At 64.4% G+C, this 23,401-nt stretch carries 19 protein-coding genes and 1 pseudogene; 9 read left to right on the top strand and 11 right to left on the bottom strand.

Translation table 11 applies throughout. From position 1 onward, the window contains the following. Positions 1-94: 94 nt before the first annotated feature. Both ABQJ48_RS29745 and ABQJ48_RS29740 read right to left on the bottom strand, forming a co-directional pair. Positions 95-1,096: an aldo/keto reductase gene (locus ABQJ48_RS29745; protein ID WP_367841537.1), complete on the bottom strand. Its 1,002-nt coding sequence runs from the start codon at positions 1,094-1,096 to the stop codon at positions 95-97. A gap of 164 nt (positions 1,097-1,260) precedes the next feature. Then, the gene (locus ABQJ48_RS29740; protein ID WP_367841536.1) at positions 1,261-2,421 is read right to left on the bottom strand and encodes a porin; all 1,161 of its coding nucleotides are present in this window, start codon (positions 2,419-2,421) and stop codon (positions 1,261-1,263) included. A gap of 591 nt (positions 2,422-3,012) precedes the next feature. On the opposite strand from ABQJ48_RS29740, the gene ABQJ48_RS29735 reads away from it, so the two are divergent. Further along, a complete protein-coding gene (locus ABQJ48_RS29735) occupies positions 3,013-4,122 on the top strand; it encodes an OpgC domain-containing protein (protein ID WP_367841535.1) in 1,110 nt (369 codons plus the stop codon). A gap of 229 nt (positions 4,123-4,351) precedes the next feature. Continuing rightward, complete coding sequence (locus ABQJ48_RS29730) at positions 4,352-5,221, top strand: alpha/beta hydrolase (RefSeq protein WP_367841534.1); 870 nt, start codon at positions 4,352-4,354, stop codon at positions 5,219-5,221. Positions 5,222-5,306: 85 nt separating this feature from the next. Here ABQJ48_RS29730 and ABQJ48_RS29725 read toward each other — a convergent pair whose 3' ends face one another. After that, complete coding sequence (locus tag ABQJ48_RS29725; RefSeq protein ID WP_367841533.1) at positions 5,307-6,389, bottom strand: AI-2E family transporter; 1,083 nt, start codon at positions 6,387-6,389, stop codon at positions 5,307-5,309. Positions 6,390-6,727: 338 nt separating this feature from the next. On the opposite strand from ABQJ48_RS29725, the gene ABQJ48_RS29720 reads away from it, so the two are divergent. Then, positions 6,728-7,015: a DUF3331 domain-containing protein gene (locus ABQJ48_RS29720; RefSeq protein ID WP_367841597.1), complete on the top strand. Its 288-nt coding sequence runs from the start codon at positions 6,728-6,730 to the stop codon at positions 7,013-7,015. A 378-nt stretch (positions 7,016-7,393) separates the two neighbouring features. Continuing rightward, on the top strand, positions 7,394-9,982 hold the full coding sequence (locus tag ABQJ48_RS29715) for an adenosylcobalamin-dependent ribonucleoside-diphosphate reductase (RefSeq protein ID WP_367841532.1): 2,589 nt from the start codon (positions 7,394-7,396) through the stop codon (positions 9,980-9,982). A 140-nt stretch (positions 9,983-10,122) separates the two neighbouring features. On the opposite strand, the gene ABQJ48_RS29710 is transcribed toward ABQJ48_RS29715, so the two are convergent. From ABQJ48_RS29710 to ABQJ48_RS29695, 4 genes and pseudogenes are all read right to left on the bottom strand, one after another. Continuing rightward, positions 10,123-11,073, bottom strand: a complete 951-nt coding sequence (locus tag ABQJ48_RS29710; protein WP_367841531.1) for a dimethyl sulfoxide reductase anchor subunit family protein — start codon at positions 11,071-11,073, stop codon at positions 10,123-10,125. A 21-nt stretch (positions 11,074-11,094) separates the two neighbouring features. After that, positions 11,095-11,871: a 4Fe-4S dicluster domain-containing protein gene (locus tag ABQJ48_RS29705; protein ID WP_367841530.1), complete on the bottom strand. Its 777-nt coding sequence runs from the start codon at positions 11,869-11,871 to the stop codon at positions 11,095-11,097. Between the two features lie 87 nt (positions 11,872-11,958). Beyond that, positions 11,959-14,880, bottom strand: coding sequence for a molybdopterin-dependent oxidoreductase (locus tag ABQJ48_RS29700; RefSeq protein ID WP_367841529.1), 2,922 nt, complete (start codon positions 14,878-14,880; stop codon positions 11,959-11,961). A gap of 180 nt (positions 14,881-15,060) precedes the next feature. Continuing rightward, positions 15,061-15,450, bottom strand: a pseudogene (locus ABQJ48_RS29695) (Ldh family oxidoreductase); the annotation flags it as partial. A 60-nt stretch (positions 15,451-15,510) separates the two neighbouring features. Here ABQJ48_RS29695 and ABQJ48_RS29690 point away from each other — a divergent pair. After that, entirely contained in the window at positions 15,511-15,870 is a 360-nt protein-coding gene (locus ABQJ48_RS29690; RefSeq protein WP_367841528.1) for a UTRA domain-containing protein, read from the top strand. Between the two features lie 175 nt (positions 15,871-16,045). Here ABQJ48_RS29690 and ABQJ48_RS29685 read toward each other — a convergent pair whose 3' ends face one another. From ABQJ48_RS29685 to ABQJ48_RS29675, 3 genes are all read right to left on the bottom strand, one after another. Continuing rightward, on the bottom strand, positions 16,046-16,348 hold the full coding sequence (locus ABQJ48_RS29685; protein ID WP_367841526.1) for a putative quinol monooxygenase: 303 nt from the start codon (positions 16,346-16,348) through the stop codon (positions 16,046-16,048). 116 nt (positions 16,349-16,464) lie between these two features. Next, a complete protein-coding gene (locus ABQJ48_RS29680; protein ID WP_367841525.1) occupies positions 16,465-17,889 on the bottom strand; it encodes a heavy metal sensor histidine kinase in 1,425 nt (474 codons plus the stop codon). Then, the gene (locus ABQJ48_RS29675) at positions 17,886-18,557 is read right to left on the bottom strand and encodes a heavy metal response regulator transcription factor (RefSeq protein WP_367841524.1); all 672 of its coding nucleotides are present in this window, start codon (positions 18,555-18,557) and stop codon (positions 17,886-17,888) included. Before ABQJ48_RS29675 ends, ABQJ48_RS29680 begins: the two co-directional genes overlap by 4 nt. A 258-nt stretch (positions 18,558-18,815) precedes the next feature. Between ABQJ48_RS29675 and ABQJ48_RS29670 the strand changes: the two genes are divergently transcribed. The 3 genes from ABQJ48_RS29670 to ABQJ48_RS29660 all read left to right on the top strand — a co-directional run bounded on the left by ABQJ48_RS29670 (position 18,816) and on the right by ABQJ48_RS29660 (position 20,953). Beyond that, positions 18,816-19,445: a hypothetical protein gene (locus ABQJ48_RS29670; RefSeq protein ID WP_367841523.1), complete on the top strand. Its 630-nt coding sequence runs from the start codon at positions 18,816-18,818 to the stop codon at positions 19,443-19,445. A 96-nt stretch (positions 19,446-19,541) separates the two neighbouring features. Beyond that, positions 19,542-20,174, top strand: a complete 633-nt coding sequence (locus ABQJ48_RS29665; protein WP_367841522.1) for a cytochrome b/b6 domain-containing protein — start codon at positions 19,542-19,544, stop codon at positions 20,172-20,174. Then, positions 20,171-20,953, top strand: coding sequence for a molybdopterin-dependent oxidoreductase (locus ABQJ48_RS29660; protein ID WP_367841521.1), 783 nt, complete (start codon positions 20,171-20,173; stop codon positions 20,951-20,953). The genes ABQJ48_RS29665 and ABQJ48_RS29660 overlap by 4 nt, the downstream gene beginning before the upstream one ends. A gap of 34 nt (positions 20,954-20,987) precedes the next feature. Here the strand turns inward: ABQJ48_RS29660 and ABQJ48_RS29655 are convergent, their stop codons facing one another. Continuing rightward, complete coding sequence (locus tag ABQJ48_RS29655; protein WP_367841520.1) at positions 20,988-21,956, bottom strand: AraC family transcriptional regulator; 969 nt, start codon at positions 21,954-21,956, stop codon at positions 20,988-20,990. Positions 21,957-22,284: 328 nt separating this feature from the next. Between ABQJ48_RS29655 and ABQJ48_RS29650 the strand changes: the two genes are divergently transcribed. Next, positions 22,285-23,337, top strand: a complete 1,053-nt coding sequence (locus ABQJ48_RS29650; protein ID WP_367841519.1) for an NAD(P)-dependent alcohol dehydrogenase — start codon at positions 22,285-22,287, stop codon at positions 23,335-23,337. The last annotated feature ends 64 nt before the right edge of the window (positions 23,338-23,401 follow it).

Raw genomic sequence — 23,401 nt, 5'->3', positions numbered from 1 at the left:
GAGTTCGGTGCGCAAATTCCGTCAGCACGATGAGCAGCGTCGCATGTCCCACCCCTGCGCGTGCATGCATTCAACCGCCCACACCACCGCTCGCTCAATGTGCGTCGCGCTCGCTGTCCAGATGCGCCATCTGCGCTTCGTTGTAACGGTCGCCGGCCACGGCATCCGGCGGAATCGCCGCTTCGATACGCGCAAGTTCCTCGTCACTCAACGAGAGTTCGGCAGCGGCCAGCGCATCGGTCAACTGCGCGCGCCGACGCGCACCGATCAGCGGCACGATGTCCTCGCCGCGCGAGAACGCCCACGCAATCGCCAATTGCGCCGGATTGGTGCCACGCGCCTCGGCAATCGAACGCAGCGTGTCGACGAGCGCGAGGTTGCGTTCCAGATTCTCGCCCTGGAACCGTGGGCTGCCGCTGCGGAAATCTTTCTGCGCACCACGCTCTTTTGACCACGTGCCGCTCAGCAAGCCTCGCGACAGCACGCCGTAAGCCGTCACGCCAATACCGAGTTCCCGGCATACCGGCAAGATCGCGGCTTCGATGCCGCGCGACATCAGCGAGTATTCGATCTGCAGATCGGCGATCGGCGCGACTGCGTGCGCGCGGCGCAGCGTCTGAACGCCCACTTCCGAGAGCCCGATCTGCCGCACATAGCCGGCCTTCACGAGATCGGCGATCGCACCGACCGTCTCTTCGATCGGCACCGCCGGATCGAGCCGCGCGGGCCGGTAAATATCGATGTAATCAGTGCCAAGCCGCCGCAGCGTATAAGCAAGGAAATTGCGCAATGCCACCGGCCGCGCATCCAGGCCGCTCCAGCCGCCCGCCGGATCGCGCAGCGCGCCGAATTTCACGCTGATCACCACGTTCTCGCGCTGGCGCCCTTGTAGCGCGTCGCGGATCAGCATTTCGTTGTGGCCCATCCCATAGAAGTCGCCGGTGTCGAGCAACGTGATACCGGCGTGGAGCGCCATGTGAATCGTGGCAATGCTTTCGTCGCGGTCGGCGGGTCCGTAGACATCGGACATACCCATGCAGCCGAGGCCGATCGCGGAAACTCGGGGGCCCTCGCGGCCCAGTTGACGTTGCTTCATTGGAGTGCATTCCCAAGGTCGTTGGATTGTGTCGCAGGCGCGGGACGAGCCGCCCCCGAACAGCATTCTGCGCCTCGCGGGAGCGGGAAGAAAGCGGTGCCATGGGTCGAGCCGCGATCGCGTGCCCCGACGGATCGCGGCGATTCACCGCCGCTGGGCAGCACTTAGAACTTATGTCGGATCGCCGCGCGCACCACGACCTGCCGGTTGGTCGACGACGGCGCCTGGGTGCCGGGGATGAACGCGTAATCGAGACTGGAAAAAGTCAGATCGCCGGTCACCTGCTGATATTCGCCCTGGATATAGACGTCGGTGCGCTTGGACAGGTTGTAGTCCGCCATCAGCCCGAACGAGTGGATGCGAGGTTTCACGCCGCCGCTCGACGCGTCGTAGGTCTCCATCGTGTACACGTACTGCGCGCCGACGAACAGCGCCGGAGAAATCTGGTATTTGCCGTTCACCTCGAAGTTCTGATACTTGAGCGAGTTCAGCAGCACACCCGGCGGCACCAGCGGCGTGATGCCGAGATAGCCGTTGCCGGTCGGGTTCAGATAGTTCGAGTTGCTGTAGACAAAGCCCGCCGTCGCCGAGCCGAAGCTGTAGGTGATGCCGCCGCCGAACACACGCATGCGCGCCGCGATGAAGTTCGCGTCGTTGGCGGGGATCGCTCCGTTCGGGCCGTTGCCGGGATTGTCGGCCTGCAGATAGGCGGCGGCCACCAGCAGACCGCCATACACATACTGGCCGCCGATGCTGTAGGCGCGATTGTTCGCGAAGCCGGTTTCGTTGCTGAAACTATAGGTGCCGCCGAACCTGAAGCCGGAGATGGATGGGCTGCTGTACTTGACCGTGTTGTCGAGGCGGAACGTGTTGTTGGTGTTGTCGTTATCGAGCGGGTGTGAAAAGAGCGTGCCGGCCCAGTTGCCGTTGGCCGTAGTTTGCGCCAGATAGTCGACCACCGAATCGTATTGGCGGCCGAATGTCAGCGTGCCGTAGGGCGCCGAGCTCAGGCCGACGAACGCCTGCCGGCCGAATATCCGGCCACCCTGCCCGAGCCGCCCCGAATTGACGTCGAAACCGTTCTCGAGCTGGAAGATCGCTTTCAACCCGCCGCCGAGTTCCTCATCGCCTCTGAGGCCCCAGCGACTGCCTTGCGCAAAGCCGCTCGCCAGTTCGTACACATGGCCGCGGCCGACGTTGTTCGTGTAGTTGATCCCTTCGTCGATCACGCCATACAGCGTGACGCTCGTCTGCGCGTCGACGGGTGTGGCAAAAGCGGCAGACACGGCGGTGGAGACAGCCAGCGCGAACACTTGCTTGTTCATGATGATCTCCCTGCACTCGAGTAGTGGACAACTCGATCCAGCCGCTTTCGTGTTGACTTCTTTGTGCTGCTTCCCTTCTCTGCTCTTTTCCGGCGCTACCCGGCGCTACCCGGCACGCTTCGGATTCCACCGCGCTTGCAGGAAATCCTCACACGCCATTCGTTGGCCGTCCATTGGGGGACGTGTCGATCGTTTAAAACGTTGCGAAATCTCCACTTCGCGCAAATGCCTCTTTTTTGCAGACGCGCGTTAGGGTAAGCGGTGTCGTCGGTCGGGACTCGAATCCGGCGCTGCATGAATAACCCGTGCGCCCTGCGCCGTCGCGCCGTCGCTCTGTCACAGAAAGAAATTTAATCGGCGGCTTTTGCGGCGGCGCACCGGAACTCCGCGCCTTCGCAAGGGTCTTTTTACTGCCATCAGACACGGCACCCGGCTAGGCCGGTCGACCACGGCAAATCGGCCGTACGGCCGAATGGGCCCCAAATGGGCCCATACCCGCCGCAGCACCCCATTCCAATTTCAATATCCTTGTGAGACGCCTGCCGCGCTGCATCAGCGCGCCGTCGCACGGGGCTTCTTTTGGCGCAAGCAATGCAAGCATCGTCTTCCCGTCTGATCGAGCTGGACTTTTTCCGTGGACTCGTCCTGCTGGTGATCGTCGTCGACCATATCGGCGGCAGCATTCTGTCGCGCGTCACGCTGCACGCCTATGCGTTGTGCGATGCCGCCGAAGTCTTCGTGTTCCTCGGCGGCTTCGCCACCGCGACGGCCTATGCGGCGCTCGCCGAGCGGCGCAACGAGACCGCCGCGCGCAGCCGCTTCCTGCGGCGCTCGCTGGAAATCTATCGGGCATTTCTGGTCACGGCCGGACTCATGTTGCTGGTCAGTGCGGTGCTGAGCGCGTTCAGCATCGACGGGCCGAATCTCGCGACCACCGATCTCGACGATCTGACGAGCGCACCGGTGGCCGCGCTGCGCGACATTCTACTGTTGCGCCGCCAGCCCTATCTGGCCTCCGTGCTGCCGATGTACGCTTTTTTCGCGCTGCTTACGCCGGTGATCCTGCCGCTCGCGCGCAGCAAGCCGTGGCTGCTGCTGGCCGGCAGCGTCGCGTTGTGGGCGGGTGCACCTATCATTGACGCCTACCTGCCCGCCGCGCCCGACATGCACTGGGATTTCAATCCGTTCGCGTGGCAGTTGATGTTCGTATTCGGCGTACTCGCGCGCTGCCAGCCGGTCTATCAGCGTGTCAGCGCGCAGCGGCTCGGCTGGACCGTGAGCGTGCTCGCGTTCGCGGTGGTGGTCGCCGCGGCCTATTACAAGCTGGTTGTCGAACAAGCGCCGCTCGAGAACAGCATGAAGCAGAATCTGTCCTACCTGCGTGCGGTCAACTTTCTTTGCATCGCGTGGCTGGCCGCCAATCTGATCCAGCTGGGCTGGGCGAAGAAGCTCGCGCAATGGCTGCCGTGGATCGGGGTGATCGGGCGTAAAGGCTTGCTGTGCTTCATCGCGGGCGCCGTGATTTCGCTGGTGGTCGACTCCGTGTTGTATGCCGCTACCGACGGGTATCTGGACTACCCGCTAGGGCTGCTCGCCGACGCAATCGCGGTAGGCGCGCTGTTGGTGGTCGCGGTGGGCGCGCAGCCGCTCAGGCGCTTGGCCGGGCGCGTCGTCGGCGCGCGGCTTGGGACTTCGCCGTGAGCCGCATTTGAGCCGCATGGAGCCACGTGGATGTGCATGGAGCCGCATGGAGCCGCATGGAGCCGCATGGAGCCGCATGGAGCCGCATGGAGCCGCATGTGACGAGCGGCACCCGCCGCTCGTCACGCCAGCGGGCCTCTGCCTCGCGAGCCAATTCGTCCAAACTTCGACACCTGGGCTGATAGCATAACGAGCGCGCCCTGGCTACGCCTGAGCCTCATACCGTGATATGCGTCCATTTATACATTCCGCACTCGTGCTGCTAGCCGCCGCCAGCGCACAGGCTTTCGCCGGCACGGTCATCAGCCGCAGCTTCCATTCGGACGCGCTCGCACGCGACTGGAACTACGTGATTTATCTGCCGACCGGTTATCGCCAGGACGGCGCCCGGCTTCCCGTGCTTTACCTTCTGCACGGCAACAACGGCAACGCCAACGACTGGCTCACTCAGGGCCATCTGCAAAACACCGCGGACGCGCTGATCGAGCGCAAGGATATTCCGCCCGTGGCCATCGTGATGCCGCAAGGCGGCACGGACTGGTACGTCGATCGCAAGGAGCGCATGGAAACCGCGTTCTTCGACGATCTGCTGCCCGAGATCGAAGCGCACTACGCGGTGTCGACGCAGCGCGGCGCCAGGATGATTGGCGGCGTGTCGATGGGCGGCTTCGGCGCCCTGCGTTACGCGCTCACACGACCGGAGCTCTTCTGCGGCGCGCTGCTGCTCAGCCCGGCCATCTACGCAAACGAGCCGCCGCGTGCGTCGGCCGCACGGCATGTCGGGGTGTTCGGCGACCGGCAGTTCGATCCGCAAGTCTGGCACGAACTGAACTATCCGGCGCAGTGGGATCATTACATGAGCCGGCCGTACCGCCTGCCGATGTTCATCGCGTCGGGCGATGACGACCTGTCGATCCAGGCGGACGCCTCGAAGCTGTACACGCATCTTCGGCTGGCCGGCAACCCGGCGGCACTGCGCATCGTCGAGGGCGGCCACAACTGGGATGTCTGGAGCGCGCTGCTGCCCACCGCCTTGAAGTACACGCTCAGCTGCGTGAAGCCGCCCGCAGTGGAACATCCTTCGACTCAGCGGCCGTAACGACACGCAAGCCCATCATGCGCCCCCCGCATTCGCGATGCGCACAGCCAGCGCGTCACATGCGCATGAATGAAAAACCGTGCGCCTAACGCACGAGATCGGTCCACAAGACCATCAGCACCGTCATCAGCGCGGGGCCGACGAAGATGCCCAGCAGCCCGAACGTCTCCGCCCCGCCGAGAATGCCGAACAGCACGAGCAGGAACGGCAGTCGCGTCGAGTTGCCGATCAGAACGGGCCGCACGAAGTGCTCGGCGACGAACACCACCACCGAGCCGAACACGGCGAGCCCAACCGCCCCTGCAACGGAGCCTTGGACGAGCAACCATAACGCGGCAAGGCCGAACACGATCGGCGCGCAAAACGGCAGCATTGCGGCAATCGCGGTGACAAAGCCGAGTAGCGCGACATGCGGCAAGCCGGTCACGAAGTAGGCAATGCCCAGCAGCGCCCCCTCGCCGAGCCCGACCACCACGAGCCCCGACACCGTGCCGCGCACCGCCGCGACCATGCGTTGAATCAGAGCGGCGCCGTCGTCGCCGAAACCGCGCCGCGCGGCCCTGACGAGCGAACCCGACAGCCGCGGCCCAGCCTGGAAGATGATGAACAGCGTGACCAGCATGAACAGGAATTCGGTTGCGGCATGCAGCGCACGCGCGCCGAAGCGGCGGCCGAGCGTCATCGCCGCATTGCCGTGCAGCCCCTTCATGGCCGCCGAATCGCGCAGCGGCTGCGCGAGGTTGGCCTGCCACCAAGCCGAAATCTGCGTTGCGCCGAAGGGCAGCCGCTCGATGAAATGCGGCATCGCAATACCGGTTTCGAGCAACTGCTTGAACCACTCGTTGAGGTCGTGCGCTTCGCGCAGCGCCTGGACAATGCCTATCCCAATCGGCAGCAGCACCAGAACCGCAACCGCCAATGTCAGCAGGGCGGCGACCAGTGTCGTGCGGCCCCTCAACCAGCGGTGACCCTCGAGCTTGCGCAACAGCGGCCACAGCGCGATCGCGATCACGCCGGCCCAGGCGACCACCGCCAGGAAATCGCGCAGGACCCACAGCGCCAGCAGCACGAGGCCTATATACAGCACTAGCGAGGCCGCCCGTTGCTTCAAGAGGCCATCGCGGGTGCCGGTGCGTTCGGCGGACGGTTCAGGCGGGAGCGAAATCATGTTGGTCGGTGATCTTTTTGAAGAGGTGCGCGCGAGCCGACCCGAAAACGGCAAACTCGATAGACTCTTACGCACGGTCGGGAACTGCTACATCTTAAAGGAAGCGTGGCGCGGCCCTTCTACACGGCGCTTGTCGCACTGAGGACAACACAGCGTTGCAAAAACGGACGCTATTAAAAGTTCACATAATAACAGCCGGCAACGCCGGTCATTTCGGCCGATCGTGGGGTTCGATCGGCATTGTTGCTGTTTGCAGAACACTGTTTCAACGGGGGCACAATGGCTATCCGGCGCCCGCAGGACTACATTCGGCACTCTACGAAACGGAGCCGACGATGATGACCCTGGAGTCCATCCCCCTTGACGGTGCCAATGGCGTACGCATCGAAATTCTCGAGCGCTCCGAGACGACGCTAGTCATCCGCTGGGTCGAGCCGGGGCGCTGTCATTACGGCGAGCAGCGCTGGCGGCGCAGATCGGCGCATACGTCGGGCACCTGCGCGGTGTCGCGCCGCAAGATCCGCCGCGGCGACGCAGTGTTCAAGCCGGCCGAACGGCCGGCGCCATCGAATGCGTCCGCGATGATCTGCGCGGAAATTCTAGGGGCGCTCGCAGAAGCCGCCTGAGCTTGCCTTTCGGCATGCCTGCCGGTTTTGCCACGCTGCGCCAAGCATCCGCCATGCTGCGACCCCACTCCCAACACGCTGTGTCCTGATTCGATCCCGCGTCGAATTTCCCGCCCTCGCCTCGGGCGGGCGTTACCGGCGATGCGCGTCACCTGCGCGACCCATCTGCCCGGCAAACCATGCCCGCACGAAACGCACCCGGCCGTCCGGGCCGCGTTGCGCTGCGCGCCCCGTTGCCCTCCGATTGCAGCCCCGCCCCACGTGCGCTAAGGTGGACCTGATTCCGCGTGAAGTCAGCCGCCCGCTCGGCGACGGTATGGCGCTGCGCATTTCCATCACCGCGCCGCATTCACTTGCTGCGCCGCTAGAGGGCTCACCATGGCAGAAGACACGGCGCAAACTCGCCCGGCACCGGCGCCTGCCGCTGGCCCCACCGTTCCCGCCGTTCCCGTCGCACCCCAGCAGTTTTCCGTCGACGTCCTGCTCGAAAAATACGCGAAGGGCACCGAGCAATCGGCCGACGACGTCTTCCAGCGCGTCGCGCGCGGCGTCGCGGAGGCGGAGCCGCCGGAGCTGCGCGAAGCGGTGCAAGCACTGTTCGTCGACAATCTGCGGCACGGCGCGCTCGGCGCCGGGCGCATCATGAGCGCGGCGGGCACGGGAATCGCGGCCACGCTGATCAACTGCTTCGTGCAACCGGTCGGCGACGCGATCCAGGGCGTCGACGAACAGGGCTTGCCCGGCATCTACGTCGCACTGCTGCAGGCGGCCGAAACCATGCGCCGCGGCGGCGGCGTCGGCTACAACTTCTCGGCGATCCGGCCCAAGGGCGCGCGGGTGCACACCACCAGCTCGTCGGCGTCCGGGCCGTGCAGCTATATGGACGTGTTCGACGCGTCGTGCCGCACCGTCGAAAGCGCCGGCTCGCGGCGTGGCGCGCAGATGGCCGTGCTCGACTGCGATCATCCCGACCTGCCCGAATTCATCGAGGCAAAGCATTCGAAGGGCCGCTGGAACAACTTCAACGTGTCGGTCGGCGTGACCGACGCATTCATGCGCGCGGTGGAACAGGACGAGCCCTGGCAACTGGTGCATCACGCGGAGCCGTCGCCGGCGCTGCGCGCGGCCGGCGACGTCCGGCAACGCGAGGACGGCCTGTGGGTGTACAGCGAGCGCCCCGCCCGCGAGATCTGGAACCGCATCATGCGCTCCACGTACGACGTCGCGGAACCCGGCATCGTCTTCATCTCGCGGATGAACGAGGACAACAACCTGCGCGCCGTCGAAACCATTCGCGCGACCAACCCATGCGGCGAACAACCGCTGCCCGCCTATGGCTGCTGCAATCTCGGGCCGTTGAACCTGACGCGCTTCGTGATCGATCCGTTCGCACAGCTGCACGGCCGCCAGCCCTCGTTCGACTGGGACGGCCTCGCGCGGCGCACCCGCACGCAGGTGCGCTTTCTCGACAACGTGCTCGACGTGACGCTGTGGCCGCTGCCGCAGCAATACGAGGAGTCGCGCGCGAAGCGGCGCATTGGCGTCGGCTTCACCGGACTCGGCGATACGCTCGTGATGCTCGGTTTGCGCTACGACTCGCAGGAAGGCCGCTTCTTCGCCGTGCGCATCGCGCAGCTGATGCGCGACGAGGCGTATCGCGCGTCGGTCGAACTGGCGAAAGAGCGTGGCGCGTTTGCGCTGTTCGACGCCGAGCGCTATCTGGAGCCCTGCACCTTCGCGTCGCGCCTGCCCGAGGACATCAAGCAGGCGATCCGCCGCGACGGCATCCGCAACAGCCATCTTCTGTCGATCGCGCCGACCGGCACCGTAAGCCTCGCGTTCGCGGACAACGCGTCCAACGGCATCGAGCCGCCGTTCTCGTGGACTTATAAGCGCATGAAGGTGATGGCCGACGGCGGGCGCGAATCGTTCGATGTGGAGGACTACGCGTACCGGCTCTATCGTGAGTTGGGCGGCGATGTCGCTAAGCTGCCGGACTATTTCGTCAGCGCGCTGCAGATGTCGGCGCGCGACCACCTCGACATGATGGCCGCGGTGCAGCCTTACGTGGACACGTCGATCTCGAAGACCGTGAACGTGCCGGCGGACTATCCGTTCGAAGCGTTCGAGAGCCTCTATTTCGACGCATGGAAAAGCGGCCTCAAGGGACTCGCGACGTACCGGCCGAACGAGACGCTCGGCGCGGTGCTCAGCGTGAGTCCGCCGCAAGCGGACGACACGCTCGCCGAGAGCGATCTCGATCCGCTGCGAATTGCGATCGACCATCGGCCCAAAGGCGAATTGCCGGCGATCATCGAGAAGGTCGAATATCTGACGCAGGCCGGCAAGAAGTCGCTCTACGTGGCGGTATCGTTCATCGAGGTGACCGGGCGCCTGGGCGGCGAAGACGTGACCATCGAGCGGCCTATCGAATTCTTCATCCCGACCGGCCAGCGCGACGAATCTCAGCAATGGATCACGGCGACGATGCGCTCGCTGTCGCTCGCCGCGCGCGGCGGGTTTGTCGCGCGCAATTTGCAGGACATGCGCAAGGTGTCGTGGGACCGCGGCCAGGTGCGGCTAGGCGACGTGCAACGTCTGGACGGGCATCGCGCGCCGCGCTGGCACGATTCGGAAGTGGCCGCGCTCGCGTTTGCGATCCAGCAGATTCTGCATCGGCGCGGCTTTCTGGACGCCGAAGGCAATCAGGTGCCATCGCGCATCCTGGCGCGTTTGCCGCGCGGGCAGATGAAGCCCGAGTCGGCGTTGTCGGCGGACTTCGGCATCCGTGCGCATCCCGCCGACGCCGACAATGATGCCGACGCCGGGTTGGCGCCGTCCGGCAGCACGCACGGACTGTTCACGATGCTCGGGCGCAAGTGCGGGTCGTGTGGCGCGAATGCGGTGATTCGCAAGGACGGGTGCGATTTCTGCACCGCGTGTGGGGAAGTCGGCGCGTGCGGATGACCCTGCCGACCTATGAATCGAGCGAGCGCGCCGCGCGCGCGGTCCTCAACTGACTGGCCGGCAGAGAACCGCCGCCGCACGAGCGCCTGCCCAACGAGCTGATCGTGCGCGACACACGCGCGGCCACGCGAGGCCGCGCGTCAGCCGACTCTCGCGTAATAGAGGTTCTGCGGGTGCTTCGCTTCGGCGAAGAAAAACCAGCGTTCCGCGACGAGCCCCGCGTACTGCACCAGACACGCAGCGGCCAGCAACCCGAGCGAGACGCCGATCGAATGCAGGTTCGCGCCGAGCGCCATCAATGCGACCGGCACGACGAATGCCGCCACGAGGAAGCCCCATTTGATGCCGCGCAGCGTGCCTGCCGATTGGCCGTGAAAAAACTCGCGCAGATTGAACGCGCCGGCGGTGAAGCCGCGCGACACCTGGACGAGCTTCGGATTGTGGATGCCGGTCGCGCTCTGCACCGTCGACTTCGGCCGAAGGCGCGCATTGCGCACCAGCGACGCCGAGCGGCTGGCGCAGCCCGCGAGCGTGAGCACACAAGCGCTAATGGCAAGCCCCACGGTCAACGCGGGCGCGCACCACGCACTCAGTGCCGTGGCCAGCGTGAAGCCCGACGCACAGCCGAGCAGCACGAAGTTGACCAGCGTGAGCGGCGTCGCCCATTCCTGCAGGAAGCGCAGGCACGCGTAGATCATCGCGGTGCAGACGAACAGCGCCGCGCTCGCCAGCACGCCGAGCCAGCCGATTGCGAGCGACCACGGCGAGTCGAACCAGTGCGCGACGCCGTAGCAAAACGCGCAGGCGAGAAACGCCGGCAGGCACAGACATTCGCGCGACAACCAGGAAGTTCGCCACATTGCTATCGCGCGCCAGGCCCGCTCGGGATGACCGAGATGGAAGAACGACGCCAGCAGTCCGAGTCCGCCGAGCAGCACCGACAACGCCGCGCCGATGACATAGAACGCAGCCGAGGGGGGCGCGAACCAACCCAGTTGCGCCGCGCTCTGCACGCCGACGAGCGCGATCAGCAAACCCTGAGCCGCGCCGCTTAAAGTAGTGAGGAACACTACGGAAAATGCCGGATTCATCTTGAGGTCCTGTGGGTTCGGCTAGATGCGCGTCGCCATCGACGCGAGATGCAATTTACCGCTTTCCAGCTGCGCGTCGAGCGAAGCTGGGGGGTGCGTCGCGTCGAGCGGACCGGCTGCGTCGGGTGCAAGGGAGCCGGCTGTTTTGCAAGAACACGCATCGCCACCGCAGCCGGTGGCCGCCGTGGGCACCCGCGGCAAATAGTGGTTCGCGGGGCGGGTGTTCCACTCGGGCATCAATTGATAACCGCCGCGCTCCTCGATCGCTTTCGACACCACCGACTGCGGGTCGTGAATATCGCCGAAAAGCCGCGCCGAAGTCGGGCACGCCAGCACGCAGGCGGGCTGCCGGTCGCGCTCGGAGAGATTCTCGTCGTGGATGCGATCGACGCACAGCGTGCACTTGGTCATCTCCTTGCGCGCTTCATCCAACTCGCGCGCGCCGTAGGGACAGGCCCACGCGCAGTACTTGCAGCCGATGCAGCGGTCGAAATCGACCAGCACCAGTCCATCCTCCTTGCGCTTGTAGCTCGCGCCGGTCGGACAGACCGGCACGCACGGCGGGTCCTCGCAGTGCAGACAGGATTTGGGAAAATGGATCGTCTCGGCATCCGGAAAACTGCCGGCTTCGAAACTCTGCACGCGGTTGAAGAAGGTGCCCGACGGGTCCGCATCGTAGGGATTCAGGTCGGCGAGACTGCCCGATTCGCCCGACGTGTTCCACTCCTTGCAACTCGTCACGCACGCCTGACACCCCACGCATACGTTCAGATCGATCACCAACGCCATCTGGGTCATGAAAAGCTCCTTGCAGCCGCTAACGCTACCGCCGCCATCATCGTTGCAAGCACGGCTGCGGCGGCCGTTGCCTGCGCAGTTGCTTCGCTACTTGCGCCGGTTCGCGCTGCGCAGCCGCGCCGCGAACTCGCCGCGTCCCGCGAAGTAGGTCTGCACGATGCGGGAGATCACGCCGTTCGATCCGGGCAACGCGGGCATCGCTGCGAATTGCGGCAGCGTGTGCCGCGCATCCGCCTCCGCCGGATAAATGCGCACCCGCACGTCGTACCACGCGGCCTGGCCAGTCACCGGATCGGAGTTCGACAGCCGCGAGGCCGCCTGATCGCTGCCCGGCAGTTCGTCGGTAATCAGGTGATTGAGCAGGAAGCCACGCTGCGCTTCATTTGCGTCCGGGCCGAGATTCCACGCGCCCGCCGCCTTGCCGATCGCGTTCCATGTCCACACCGTGCCAGGCTCGACAGTCTCGCTGAAGCGGGCCATGCAGCGCACGCGGCCCCATTGCGACTCGACGTAAATCCAGCTGCCGTCGGTGATGCCCTGCTCGGCGGCCATCAGCGGATTCATGTACAGATAGTTCTCCCCATGAATCTGCCGCAGCCATGCGTTCTGCGAGTCCCACGAGTGGTACATCGCCATCGGCCGCTGCGTGACCGCGGCGAGCGGGAAGCGGGCAAGATCGGTGGCCTCGCTCTCGAGCGGCGCATACCAGAACGGCAACGGGTCGAAATACTTTTCGACGCGCTCGCGCAAATGGTCCGGCGGCTGCCTGCCGCTCGTACGCCCTTGCGCGGCGAGCCTGAATTTCTGCATCACGTCGGAGTAGAGCTGGATCACGATCGGCTCGCGGAATTTGCGAAAGCCGTGGGTCACCGCCCAGTCGAGGTAGGGTCCGTTGCAGTTGCGCATGTACTGCAAGGTTTCGGGCAGCCGGTAATGGAACACGCAATTGTTCTTCGCGTACTGCTCCCATTGCCGCGGATTGGGCTCGCCCACCAGCGCCTTGTCGCCGTCCTTGCCGCGCCAGCCGATCAGAAAGCCCACGCCGGAGTCCGGCGCGGTGGTGTGATTGACGATGAAGTCGGGATAGTCGCGAAAGCGCCGCGCGCCGTCGGCCGTGGTGAAGGCGGGAAATTTCAGCCGCGAGGCGAGTTCGATCAGCACCTCCTGGAACGGCTTGCACTCGCCCGTGGGCGGGACGACCGGCACGCGCACCGAATCCACCGGCCCGTCGAATTCGGAGATGGGCCGATCGAGCATCGACATCGCATCGTGCCGTTCGAGGTAGGTCGTGTCCGGCAGAATCAGGTCCGCGAACGCCGTCATCTCCGACTGGAACGCGTCGCACACCACCAGGAACGGAATCTTGTATTCGCCGTTCGCGTGCCTGTCGACCAGCATCTCGCGCACTTTCATCGTATTCATCGACGAATTCCACGCCATGTTGGCCATGAAGATCATCAGCGTGTCGATCGGATACGGGTCGCCGCGCCACGCGTTGGTGATCACGCTGTGCATCACGCCATGCACGGCGAGCGGATACTCCCACGAGAACGCCTTGTCGATTCGCACGGGGCCGCCGTGTTCGTCGATGAACAGGTCCTCGGGCGCGGCGGGCCAGCCGAGCGGACCGGTCGCGAGCGGCGTATTGGGCTTGACGGCGTCGGGACTGTTCGGCGGTTTGGCCGACGGCGGCACCGCGCGTGGAAACGGCGACTTGTGGCGAAAGCCGCCGGGCCGGTCGATGGTGCCGAGCAACGACATCAGCACGGAGAGCGCGCGGATGGACTGGAAGCCGTTGGAGTGCGCAGCGAGTCCGCGCATTGCGTGAAACGCAACCGGGTTGCCGGCGACCGTCTCGTGTGTCTCGCCCCATGCGTCGGTCCAGCGGATCGGCAGCGTGATGCGATGCTCGCGGCTCGTCTGGATCATTTCGCCGGCGAGACGGCGAATCGTGTCCGCCGCGATGCCGGTGATAGCGGCGGCCCACTCGGGCGTGCATTCGGCCACGCGTTCGCGCAGCAATGCGAACGACGGCGTCACGGGCGTGCCGTCGTCGAGCGTGTAGCGGCCGTCGAGTGCGGGTGTCACCCCGCTCGTGTGATGCGGGACAGCGCGCCCGGCCTGCGCATCCCACCACAGATGGTTCTGCGGAAACAGCGGATTGCCGACCGGCCGCTGCGGGTCGCGCACGAAAAGCCCGAAGTTTTCACTGGTCTCGTCGAGATCGACGAGTTCCGCAGCGTTCGTATAGCGCTGCACGAACTCGTGATCCCACGCGTTGGCAGCGATCAGTTCGTGCAGGAACGCCATGAAGAGCGCGCCATCGGTGCCGGGCTTGATCGGCACCCATTCGTCGGCGATCGCCGCGTAGCCGGTGCGGATCGGATTGATTGCGATGAACCGGCCGCCCGCGCGCTTGAACTTCGAGATCGCGATTTTCAGCGGATTCGAATGATGGTCTTCCGCGGTGCCGATCATGAAGAACAGCTTTGCGCTGTCCAGATCCGGGCCGCCGAATTCCCAGAACGAACCGCCTATCGTGTAGATCATGCCGGCCGCCATATTGGCCGAGCAGAAGCCGCCATGCGCAGCATAGTTAGGCGTGCCGAATTGTTTGGCGAACAGCCCGGTCAGCGCCTGCATCTGGTCGCGGCCGGTGAAGAGCGCGAATTTTTTCGGATCGGTGGCGCGGATCGCGCCGAGACGCTTTTCGAGCACGTCGAACGCGACCTCCCACGACACCGGCTCGAACTCCGCGCTGCCCCGTAGCGCGCCGGCCTTGCGCATGAGCGGCTGCGTGAGGCGCGCGGGCGAGTACTGCTTCATGATGCCCGAGGCGCCCTTCGCGCAGATCACGCCCTGGTTGAGCGGATGCTCGGGATTGCCGTCGATGTAGCGCACCTCGCCGTCACGCAGATGCACGCGAATGCCGCAGCGGCAGGCGCACATGTAGCAGGTGGTGGTTTTGATGTCGAGCCGTTCGTTCTGCGTGCGGGCGTTGTGTTGCATGCGAAATCTCCGTCGCTGCTGCGAGGGTGCCGAAGCGGGATGCCGTACCGACCATCCTATTCGCACTGGCCCCGAAAGAGAAATCGCAATTCCCGAGAGAAACTATCTGCAGTGCCGATAGTTTCTACCTGCCTTTCGGTTTGACGCTGTTTCGACCGCCGGCTTTCGTCCCGCGTGCCTTCAATCGCGTGCCTGAAGCTGCGCGATCAGCGCGTCCGCAATCTCGACGCCCTCGTTGCGCGCGGTCTGCGCGAGGCTTTCGCGCCGATAACCCGGCAAACGGACGTCGTCGTCCTCCAGCATCATCCCGATCAACGCTTCAATGCGCGATAGATAGGCGTCCTCGCCGGCCAGCGCGCCGGGATCGATCGCCCAGAACAGATGGCCGATGCGCGAGCGCTCGCCCTCCTCGGTCAGGAACGAGCCCGCTTCGTAGCCGAAGTTCGCGCCGGTCAGCGCCGCGGCCAGCAACTCGACGATCAGCGCGAGCATCGCGCCCTTCGCGCCGCCGAACGGCAGCATCATGCCGTCGAGCGCCGCACGGGCGTCGGTGGTCGGCAGGCCCTCGCGCGGGCGCGAGATAACCGACCAGAATACCGGCCCAAGTCCGATCAGGACCTGCACGTAGAGATGTTTGAGCACGCGCAAGATGGTGTCTCCTCCACTCGCTGCTGCCAGAGACTGCGCAACCGTCCAAACGCGCTGTACAACTTCTATCAGGATGTTTTCGGCATCAACGTGGTCGAGACGGATGAGCGTGTCAGGGTTGCGCGGGCGAACGAACTGGAGAGCGCGCATCTCGGCGTCGAAGTCGGCGCGGCGTTACTGGAGATCCGGCGAATCGCCTATTCGTATCACCGCAATGCTGTCGAGTTGCGGATGTCGCGGCTGAACACCGACGAGTACGAGTACATCGGCGCGCGAGGAAGATGTGTAACGCAGGTCCGCGTGCGCCGACACCGACGCGCCGCAAAATGCGACTTTGCGTGACCCAGGAAGCTGAAATGCTGCTTTGCGTTAGCAAGAAAATCGCCGATCTCGGCCGTGATCGTCTGCGGGGAGCGGCCGGCCCCATGCGGCGCCGGCACCCGTTCCGCAGCGCGGCGGCGCCGCGATGGTCGATGCAATCCGGCTGGCCGAATGAAAACCGGCTTTTCTCGCTCGATCAACCCGGCAACTTCGCCGCCAGCACATCCACCTTGTTGATGCTCGGCGGCGACGCGAGCAGCTCGCCCGCCCTCGCCATCAATGCGGCCGCGACCTTGCCGTTCAGATGCGCATCGCGCCCGGCTTCATCGTCGAAGGCGTCGAAAATGCCGAAGCTGGATGCCCCCAGTTTCAGCGCAAACCACGCGGCGGTGGCCGGCTCCTGCTCCACGAGCGGCAAGCCGCCGAGCAGGAAAGCCTCGACTTCCTGCTCCTTGCCGGGCTTGGCTTCGAGATGAACGTACAGAGCGAGTTTGACCATGACACGACTCCCGATGTTAGACATAGACGGTGGCTACCCGTTGCGAGCCTTCGCAAAACGCGACGAACTGGCCTGCAGCGCTTCGCCATCGAACGAGTATAGGCCGCGACGCTTCACTAGGTGGCGAGCGCGTGGTGCGAACCGGCATCGGGAAAGCGCAGTTCAAAGCGCACCACCCCGCGCGCCGGACATACTACGCGCGCCGTGCCGCCATGCAGATGCATGATCGCCTCGACGATCGCGAGACCAAGTCCGCTTGATTCCGTGAACGCGCTGCGCGACGCGTCCGCGCGATAGAAACGATCGAACAGCCGGTCCAGTTGCGTTTCGGGAATCGGCTCGCCGTCGTTTTCGACCGCCACGGTCGCGCCCTGCGCGTCCTGACTGCCGCGCAAACGCACGACCGTATCGCGCGCACCGTAGCGCACCGCGTTGACCACCAGGTTGTTGATCGCGCGGCGACACAGCAACGGATTCACCGAGGCCGTGCCTTGCGCTTCGACTTCGAAGCGCATCCCGCGTTCGTCGGCCGGGCCTTCAAAATAATCTGCAATCCTCACGAGTTCCGCGCGCAGATCGACCGGTTCGCGCTCGACGGACAACGCCGCATGATCCGCATGGGCCAGAAACAGGATGTTCTCCGCAATATGACTCAGGCGGTTCAGCTCTTCGAGATTCGATTCGAGCAATTGCTGATAGTCGTGCGCCTCGCGCGGTTTGGCGAGCGTCACCTGGGTCTGCCCGATCAGCGCACCGACGGGCGTGCGGATCTCATGCGCGAGGTCGGCGGAAAACTGCGAGAGCCGTTGATAGCCGTCCGCGAGACGGTCGAGCATCGCGTTGAACGCATGCGTGAGCTGCCGCAATTCGACCGGCGCGCCCTCGCTGTCGAGGCGCACGGACAGGCTGGTGGGACTGATCTGCGCGGCGCGCGCGGCAATGCTGCGCACCGGCCGCAACGCGCGCCGCAGCACGTACCATGCGAGCAGCGTCGCGGCCAGCATGCCGGTGAGCGTGGCCAGCAGGATGCGGTTGCGGTAAGCGGCCAGCATCCGCACTTCCTGCGTCATCGGGTGGCCGGCGATCACTTCGACCTCGGTGCCGTCCTCACGCGCTCGTGCCGACGCGCTCGCCCAATGCACCGGCACGCCGTCCGGCAAGCGCGTTTGATGAATGTCGGCGAGACTCGGCGGACGGTTCACGGCACCCACCGGTAACGCAGGCACCGCCACGTTCGCCGGGTTGACGTCGACGAACGGTGCTTCGCCGGGCCGCCGAAACAGCAGGACGTCCTGCTCGGCGCCGAGCATGGTCTCGAACAGGAGCGGCCGCTTCTTCAACTCGCTAACCGAATACAGATCGCGCACGATCCGGCTGAAATGCTCGACACGGCCGGTGAGCACGACATCGGCGCGGCGTTGCAGCGACACTTGCGCGGACTGGTAAAAATACGCGCCGAGCGTGCCGATCACCGCGCAAGCAATCGATGCGAACAGCAGCGTAGTGCGCGCGGTCAGCGAGCGTTCGGTCCAGAGTTTCATGCGCCGTCGCCGAACGTGTAGCCGATGCTGCGTACCGTATGGATCAGCTTCTTTTCGAACGGATGATCGACCTTGGCGCGCAGCCGTTTGATCGCGACGTCGACCACGTTGGTGTCGCTATCGAAGTTCATGTCCCACACTTCCGAGGCGATCTGCGAGCGTGACAGCGCCTCGCCCTGCCGGCGCACCAGCAGATGCAGCAGCATGAATTCCTTGTTGGTGAGCGGAATCTCGACGCCTTCGCGCGTCACCCTGCGACGCAGCACGTCGAGCTTGAGGTCGGCGACCTCGAACAGGTCGCTCTCGCGGATCACGCCGCGGCGCAACAGCGTGCGAATGCGCAACACGAGTTCGGTAAAAGAAAACGGCTTGACGAGATAGTCGTCCGCGCCGAGTTCAAGGCCGCGAATGCGGTCGCTGACCTTGTCGCGTGCGGTCAGGAAAATAACCGGCAGATCGCGCCGCGCGCGCAGCGCACGCATGATTTCCCACCCGTCGATGCCGGGCAGCATCACGTCCAACACCACGAGATCGTACGCGTGTTCGAGCGCCATATGCAGTCCGTCCGTGCCGGTGCGCGCGAGGTCGACCGCATAGCCGCTCTCGCGCAAGCCCTTCTTCAGGTAGTCGCCGGTCTTCGGATCGTCTTCGATGACGAGGATGCTCATGGTGCTCGGTGCTCCAACTCGGGCTTAGCCCCAAGGTTCGTTCGGGGCATCGTTTAGCGGCGTCGTTTAACGGCGTCGTTTAGCGGCGTCGTTTAGCGGCGCAGTCACGCGCGCATAGCAACGCGAGACTTCACCGTCGAAGTCATTCTACGTGGCGCCGCTGCACCGTTCATGACGTTTTTGTCATCAGCCTGTCACTGTGCCGAGCCCGTGCGCCGCCTAATCTGTCCCTACCGTTCACCCACCCGGAGCAGATTCATGAAGATCGTATCCGCGCAGACATTGCGCGCACTCGTCGCCCCCGCGCTCGCCGCCGCCTTGCTCATGACAACAGCTGCGGCTCACGCTCAGAACGCCGCGCCTACCGGCGTGCGCGGCACGGTCAGCTCGCTCACGGGCGATCTGCTGAAGGTCCACACGCGCGACGGCAAAGATGTCGACGTGAAGCTCGCGGCCGACACGCCGATTCGCGGCGTCAAGCTCGCCGACATCAACGACATCAAGCCGGACAGCTACGTCGGCACCGCTGCGATTCCGCAGCCGGACGGCTCGCTCAAGGCGCTCGAAGTGCACGTGTTTCCGGCCAGCATGCGCGGCTCCGGCGAAGGCCATCGTCCGTGGGATCTCGGTTCGAACAGTTCGATGACAAACGGCACGGTCGGCTCGCTCGTGGTCAGCAATGGCCGCACGATCACCGTCAAGTACAAGGACGGCGAAAAGAAAATCCTGATTCCGCAGGACGTGCCTATCGTTAGTCTGGAACCAGGCGACCGTTCGTTGCTGCTGCCGGGCGCGAAGGTCGTGCTGTTCGCGCACAAGGAAGCGGACGGCTCGTTGGCGGCGAACTTCATCTCGGCCGGCGAGCATGGTGTCACGCCGCCGATGTAAAGCCGCGCTCCGGTAAGTCTTTGGCCGACCATTCGAAGCGCCGCGTTGCGTGTTGATGCGGCCTTCGACTCTCCACTTACATCGCCGTCTTCGACCATGTCGCAACCGCAAGCGCGCCTGCTCGTTCACCCGCTCGTCGTCCGCGTGACGCATTGGATCAACGCGTTCGCGATGGTCTGCATGATCATGAGCGGCTGGGCGATCTACAACGCGTCGCCGTTCTTTCCCTTCAGATTTCCCGCTTGGGCGACAGTGGGTGGTTGGCTCGGCGGCTCCATTGCGTGGCATTTCGCGGCGATGTGGCTGCTCTGCGCAAACGGGCTGCTGTATCTGGCGTATGGCATCGGCAGCGGGCACTTGCGGCGCAAGCTGTTGCCGGTTCATCCACGCGACATCGCGCACGACGCTGCATTGGCGCTGCGCTTGCGCCTGCCGCACGATACCGGCCGATACAACGCGGTGCAGCGTGCGCTCTATCTGCTCGTGCTGGGCCTCGGCGTATTGCTCGTCGCGTCCGGACTGTCCATCTGGAAGCCGGTGCAATTGGGGTGGCTGACCGCGCTGTTCGGCGGCTTCGATTTCGCGCGACGCGTGCACTTCGTCGCGATGGCGGGTGTAGTCGGCTTTGTCGTCGTGCATCTCGCGCTGGTGTTGCTGGTCCCGCGCACGTTAGCGCCGATGCTCACGGGCCGAGCCCGTCGCGCGGCGCATGAAGGAACTCAGTCATGAGCGCATCAAAACCCGCCGGCGCACGCAACACCCGCAACACGCGCATCGTTCTGGCCGATCATCAACCGCAGATCGAGCAGTTGCAACGGCGCTTGTTCTTGCGTTCGTCGCTGTCGATCGGCGCGCTTGCGATGCTATCCGGTTGCAACATGCAGGACAACGATTCCGTCGACAAGGTGCTGTGGGCGATGTCGCGCTGGAACGATCGCGTGCAGGGCTGGCTGTTCCAGCGCAACCGGCTCGCGCCGACGTATTCGGCCCGCGAAATCACCGACCCATTTCCGTTCAACGCGTTCTACCCGGAGTTCGACGCGCCGGATATCGACGGCTCGACCTATCGGCTCGAAGTGTCGGGCCTCGTGTCGGACAAGCGCAACTGGACGCTCGAGCAGTTGCGCGCGCTGCCGCAAGCTTCGCAGATCACGCGTCACATCTGCATAGAAGGATGGAGTGCGATCGGCCAATGGCGCGGCGTGCCGTTTCGCACGTTTCTGGAGCGCATCGGCGCGGACCTGACGGCCCGTTACGTCGGCTTCAAATGCGCCGACCGCTATTACTCGAGCCTCGATATGGCGACCGCGCTGCATCCGCAAACGCAGTTGACGCTCGATTTCGGCAGCGCGCCGCTGCCCGCCAGGTACGGCTACCCGCTCAAGCTGCGCGTGCCGACCAAGCTCGGCTTCAAGAACCCGAAACATATTGCGGCGATTTTCGTGACCAATACCAACCCTGGCGGCTATTGGGAAGATCAGGGGTACAACTGGTTCAGCGGCCTGTGATCGTGCACGAGTCGCCGGCTTGCGTTCGACGCGCCTAAACCGCGGTCACGTAGCGCGCCAGCGGCTTTCGCACGCGCCGCGGCGGCGCATCGTAGACGGTGCGCATGCGTTTGACTTCGTCGACCGGACTGAGGCCGAAGAGTCGCTTGAACTCGCGGCTGAATTGCGACGCGCTCTCATAGCCGACGCGCGCCGCTGCCGCGCCCGCATTCAGACCGTCTTGCACCATCAGTAAACGCGCGTGATGCAAACGCGTGGTCTTTACGTACTGCATCGGCGAAGTCGCAGTAACGGCCTTGAACTGCGCATGAAACACCGCGAGACTCATGCCCGCCTCGGCGGCGAGGGTATCGACGTCGAGTTCTCCGTGGTAGTCGGCGTGAATGCGGCGCAGTGCCTTGGCAATGCGGCCGAAATGATTCTGATGCGTGAGCGCCGCGCGAATCGCGTCGCCCTGCTCGCCCGTGAGCACGCGATAGCAGATCTCGCGCACCACGCCCGGCGCGAGAATGCGCGCGTCGAGCGGCGAAGCCAACGCTTCCATCAGACGCTGCACCGCGTTGCATAGTGCCGGGTCGAGCGGCGTCGAGTAGATGCCGACCGGCTCGTGGTGCGCCGCGCCCTGCGTTTCGTTGAGCGCCATCAGCAGTTCCGCGACCATGGTCAGGTCCACTCGCACTGAAATGGCGAGAAACGGCTTTTCCGGGCTCGCCTCGGTCTCGCATTCGAACGGCAGCGGCACCGACAGCACCAGGTACTGTTGCGCGTCGTACTGGAACACCTGATCGCCCAGAAAGCCGCGCTTGCGGCCCTGGCACACGATCACGATGCACGGCTCGTACATCACCGGCATGCGTGGCATCGGACTATTCACGCGCATCAGGTTGACGCCCTCCAGACTCGAAGGCGAGATGCCTGGCGCGGGAGCGAGCACGTCGAACAATTCGATCACACGCTGCTGCGCGGGATCGGTCGGGGTGGAGTCAGCGGAACGGATCGACATGACGGTATAGTGACGGCCAATAGAATAATGCTTGAAACTTAGCATCAAACAGCCTGTCGCGCTTCTCGCCAGGAGTTTTAGGCAAGTCTTCAAGACATTCAGGTATTCCCCCAGTCGTCGCCCGCTCCTATGATGGGAACCCTGCCGGATCGACTTGTTCCGCGCTGCGCTGGCCCGCTTGCCATTCAATGCTTCGGCGAATGCGCCAACACCTGGTCGGCCACACTCAGCGCCGTGATTCCGGTTCATGCAAAGCTGCGCTGCATCGGCAACACGTGTCGCCCATCGCGGCGCCTTACCCCATCGCCCTTATTTGCTGGAGCTACCCATGAGCACGACTTATGCCTATGCAGCGACCGCCGCGACCGCGCCGCTCGCCCCGTTCGAAATCCAGCGCCGCGAACTGCGCCCCAACGACGTGCAGATGGACGTGCTGTTTTGCGGCGTGTGTCATTCCGATCTGCATCAGGCGCGCAATGAATGGAACAACACCGTGTTTCCGGTGGTGCCGGGTCACGAGATCGTCGGCCGCGTGAGCGCGGTCGGTACCGATGTGACGAAGTACAAGGCAGGCGACCTGGTCGGCGTCGGCTGTCTGGTCGATTCGTGCCGTACCTGTGCGAGTTGCGCGGAAAATCTGGAGCAGTACTGCGAAAACGGGTTCGTGGCCACGTACAACGGCGTTGACCGCGTCGACGGTCAGATGACTTACGGCGGCTATTCCACGCAACTCGTCGTGGACCAAGCGTTCACGCTGCGCGTGCCGGACAACCTCGATCCGGCTGGCGTCGCGCCACTGCTGTGCGCAGGCATTACCACGTATTCGCCGCTGCGCACCTGGGGCGCCGGTCCGGGCAAGAAGGTCGGCATCGTGGGACTCGGCGGACTGGGGCACATGGGTGTGAAGCTTGCTCGTGCGATGGGTGCACATGTGGTGCTGTTCACCACGTCGCCGTCGAAGATCGAGGATGCGAAGCGCCTGGGCGCGCACGAGGTGGTGATATCGAAGAATCCGCAAGAGATGGAAGCGCATGTGAATAGCTTCGATCTCATCGTGAACACCGTTGCCGCGCAACATGATCTGAATCCGTTTCTGAATCTGCTCAGGCGCGACGGAACGATGACGCTGGTCGGCGCGCCGGAGCACGATCATCCGTCGCCGCAGGTGTTCAATCTCATCATGAAGCGCCGGCGCCTGGCCGGGTCGCTCATTGGCGGAATCGCGGAAACGCAGGAAATGCTGGATTTTTGCGGTGCGCATGGGATTACTTCTGATATTGAGTTGATTCCTATGCAGCGGATTAATGAGGCTTTTGAACGGATACTGAAGAGTGATGTTAAGTATCGGTTTGTGATTGATATGGATTCGTTGCGGAAGTAATTGTGGTTTTTTGGCCTGCGCAGCGGATTCTTTTTTGGGCCTGCGGCGCGGGCGTTTGTTTGGA

This window comes from Paraburkholderia suaedae, assembly GCF_040812055.1.
GTDB lineage: Bacteria > Pseudomonadota > Gammaproteobacteria > Burkholderiales > Burkholderiaceae > Paraburkholderia.
This window is presented reverse-complemented; position numbering and strand designations above follow the sequence as displayed.

What these genes read in the sequence shown, in the direction of transcription:
- ABQJ48_RS29745 (WP_367841537.1), bottom strand. Translation starts at nt 1,096, where the DNA reads ATGAAGCAACGTCAACTGGGCCGCGAGGGCCCCCGAGTTTCCGCGATC.
- ABQJ48_RS29740 (WP_367841536.1), bottom strand. Translation starts at nt 2,421, where the DNA reads ATGAACAAGCAAGTGTTCGCGCTGGCTGTCTCCACCGCCGTGTCTGCC.
- ABQJ48_RS29735 (WP_367841535.1), top strand. Translation starts at nt 3,013, where the DNA reads ATGCAAGCATCGTCTTCCCGTCTGATCGAGCTGGACTTTTTCCGTGGA.
- ABQJ48_RS29730 (WP_367841534.1), top strand. Translation starts at nt 4,352, where the DNA reads ATGCGTCCATTTATACATTCCGCACTCGTGCTGCTAGCCGCCGCCAGC.
- ABQJ48_RS29725 (WP_367841533.1), bottom strand. Translation starts at nt 6,389, where the DNA reads ATGATTTCGCTCCCGCCTGAACCGTCCGCCGAACGCACCGGCACCCGC.
- ABQJ48_RS29720 (WP_367841597.1), top strand. Translation starts at nt 6,728, where the DNA reads ATGACCCTGGAGTCCATCCCCCTTGACGGTGCCAATGGCGTACGCATC.
- ABQJ48_RS29715 (WP_367841532.1), top strand. Translation starts at nt 7,394, where the DNA reads ATGGCAGAAGACACGGCGCAAACTCGCCCGGCACCGGCGCCTGCCGCT.
- ABQJ48_RS29710 (WP_367841531.1), bottom strand. Translation starts at nt 11,073, where the DNA reads ATGAATCCGGCATTTTCCGTAGTGTTCCTCACTACTTTAAGCGGCGCG.
- ABQJ48_RS29705 (WP_367841530.1), bottom strand. Translation starts at nt 11,871, where the DNA reads ATGACCCAGATGGCGTTGGTGATCGATCTGAACGTATGCGTGGGGTGT.
- ABQJ48_RS29700 (WP_367841529.1), bottom strand. Translation starts at nt 14,880, where the DNA reads ATGCAACACAACGCCCGCACGCAGAACGAACGGCTCGACATCAAAACC.
- ABQJ48_RS29690 (WP_367841528.1), top strand. Translation starts at nt 15,511, where the DNA reads ATGTTTGAGCACGCGCAAGATGGTGTCTCCTCCACTCGCTGCTGCCAG.
- ABQJ48_RS29685 (WP_367841526.1), bottom strand. Translation starts at nt 16,348, where the DNA reads ATGGTCAAACTCGCTCTGTACGTTCATCTCGAAGCCAAGCCCGGCAAG.
- ABQJ48_RS29680 (WP_367841525.1), bottom strand. Translation starts at nt 17,889, where the DNA reads ATGAAACTCTGGACCGAACGCTCGCTGACCGCGCGCACTACGCTGCTG.
- ABQJ48_RS29675 (WP_367841524.1), bottom strand. Translation starts at nt 18,557, where the DNA reads ATGAGCATCCTCGTCATCGAAGACGATCCGAAGACCGGCGACTACCTG.
- ABQJ48_RS29670 (WP_367841523.1), top strand. Translation starts at nt 18,816, where the DNA reads ATGAAGATCGTATCCGCGCAGACATTGCGCGCACTCGTCGCCCCCGCG.
- ABQJ48_RS29665 (WP_367841522.1), top strand. Translation starts at nt 19,542, where the DNA reads ATGTCGCAACCGCAAGCGCGCCTGCTCGTTCACCCGCTCGTCGTCCGC.
- ABQJ48_RS29660 (WP_367841521.1), top strand. Translation starts at nt 20,171, where the DNA reads ATGAGCGCATCAAAACCCGCCGGCGCACGCAACACCCGCAACACGCGC.
- ABQJ48_RS29655 (WP_367841520.1), bottom strand. Translation starts at nt 21,956, where the DNA reads ATGTCGATCCGTTCCGCTGACTCCACCCCGACCGATCCCGCGCAGCAG.
- ABQJ48_RS29650 (WP_367841519.1), top strand. Translation starts at nt 22,285, where the DNA reads ATGAGCACGACTTATGCCTATGCAGCGACCGCCGCGACCGCGCCGCTC.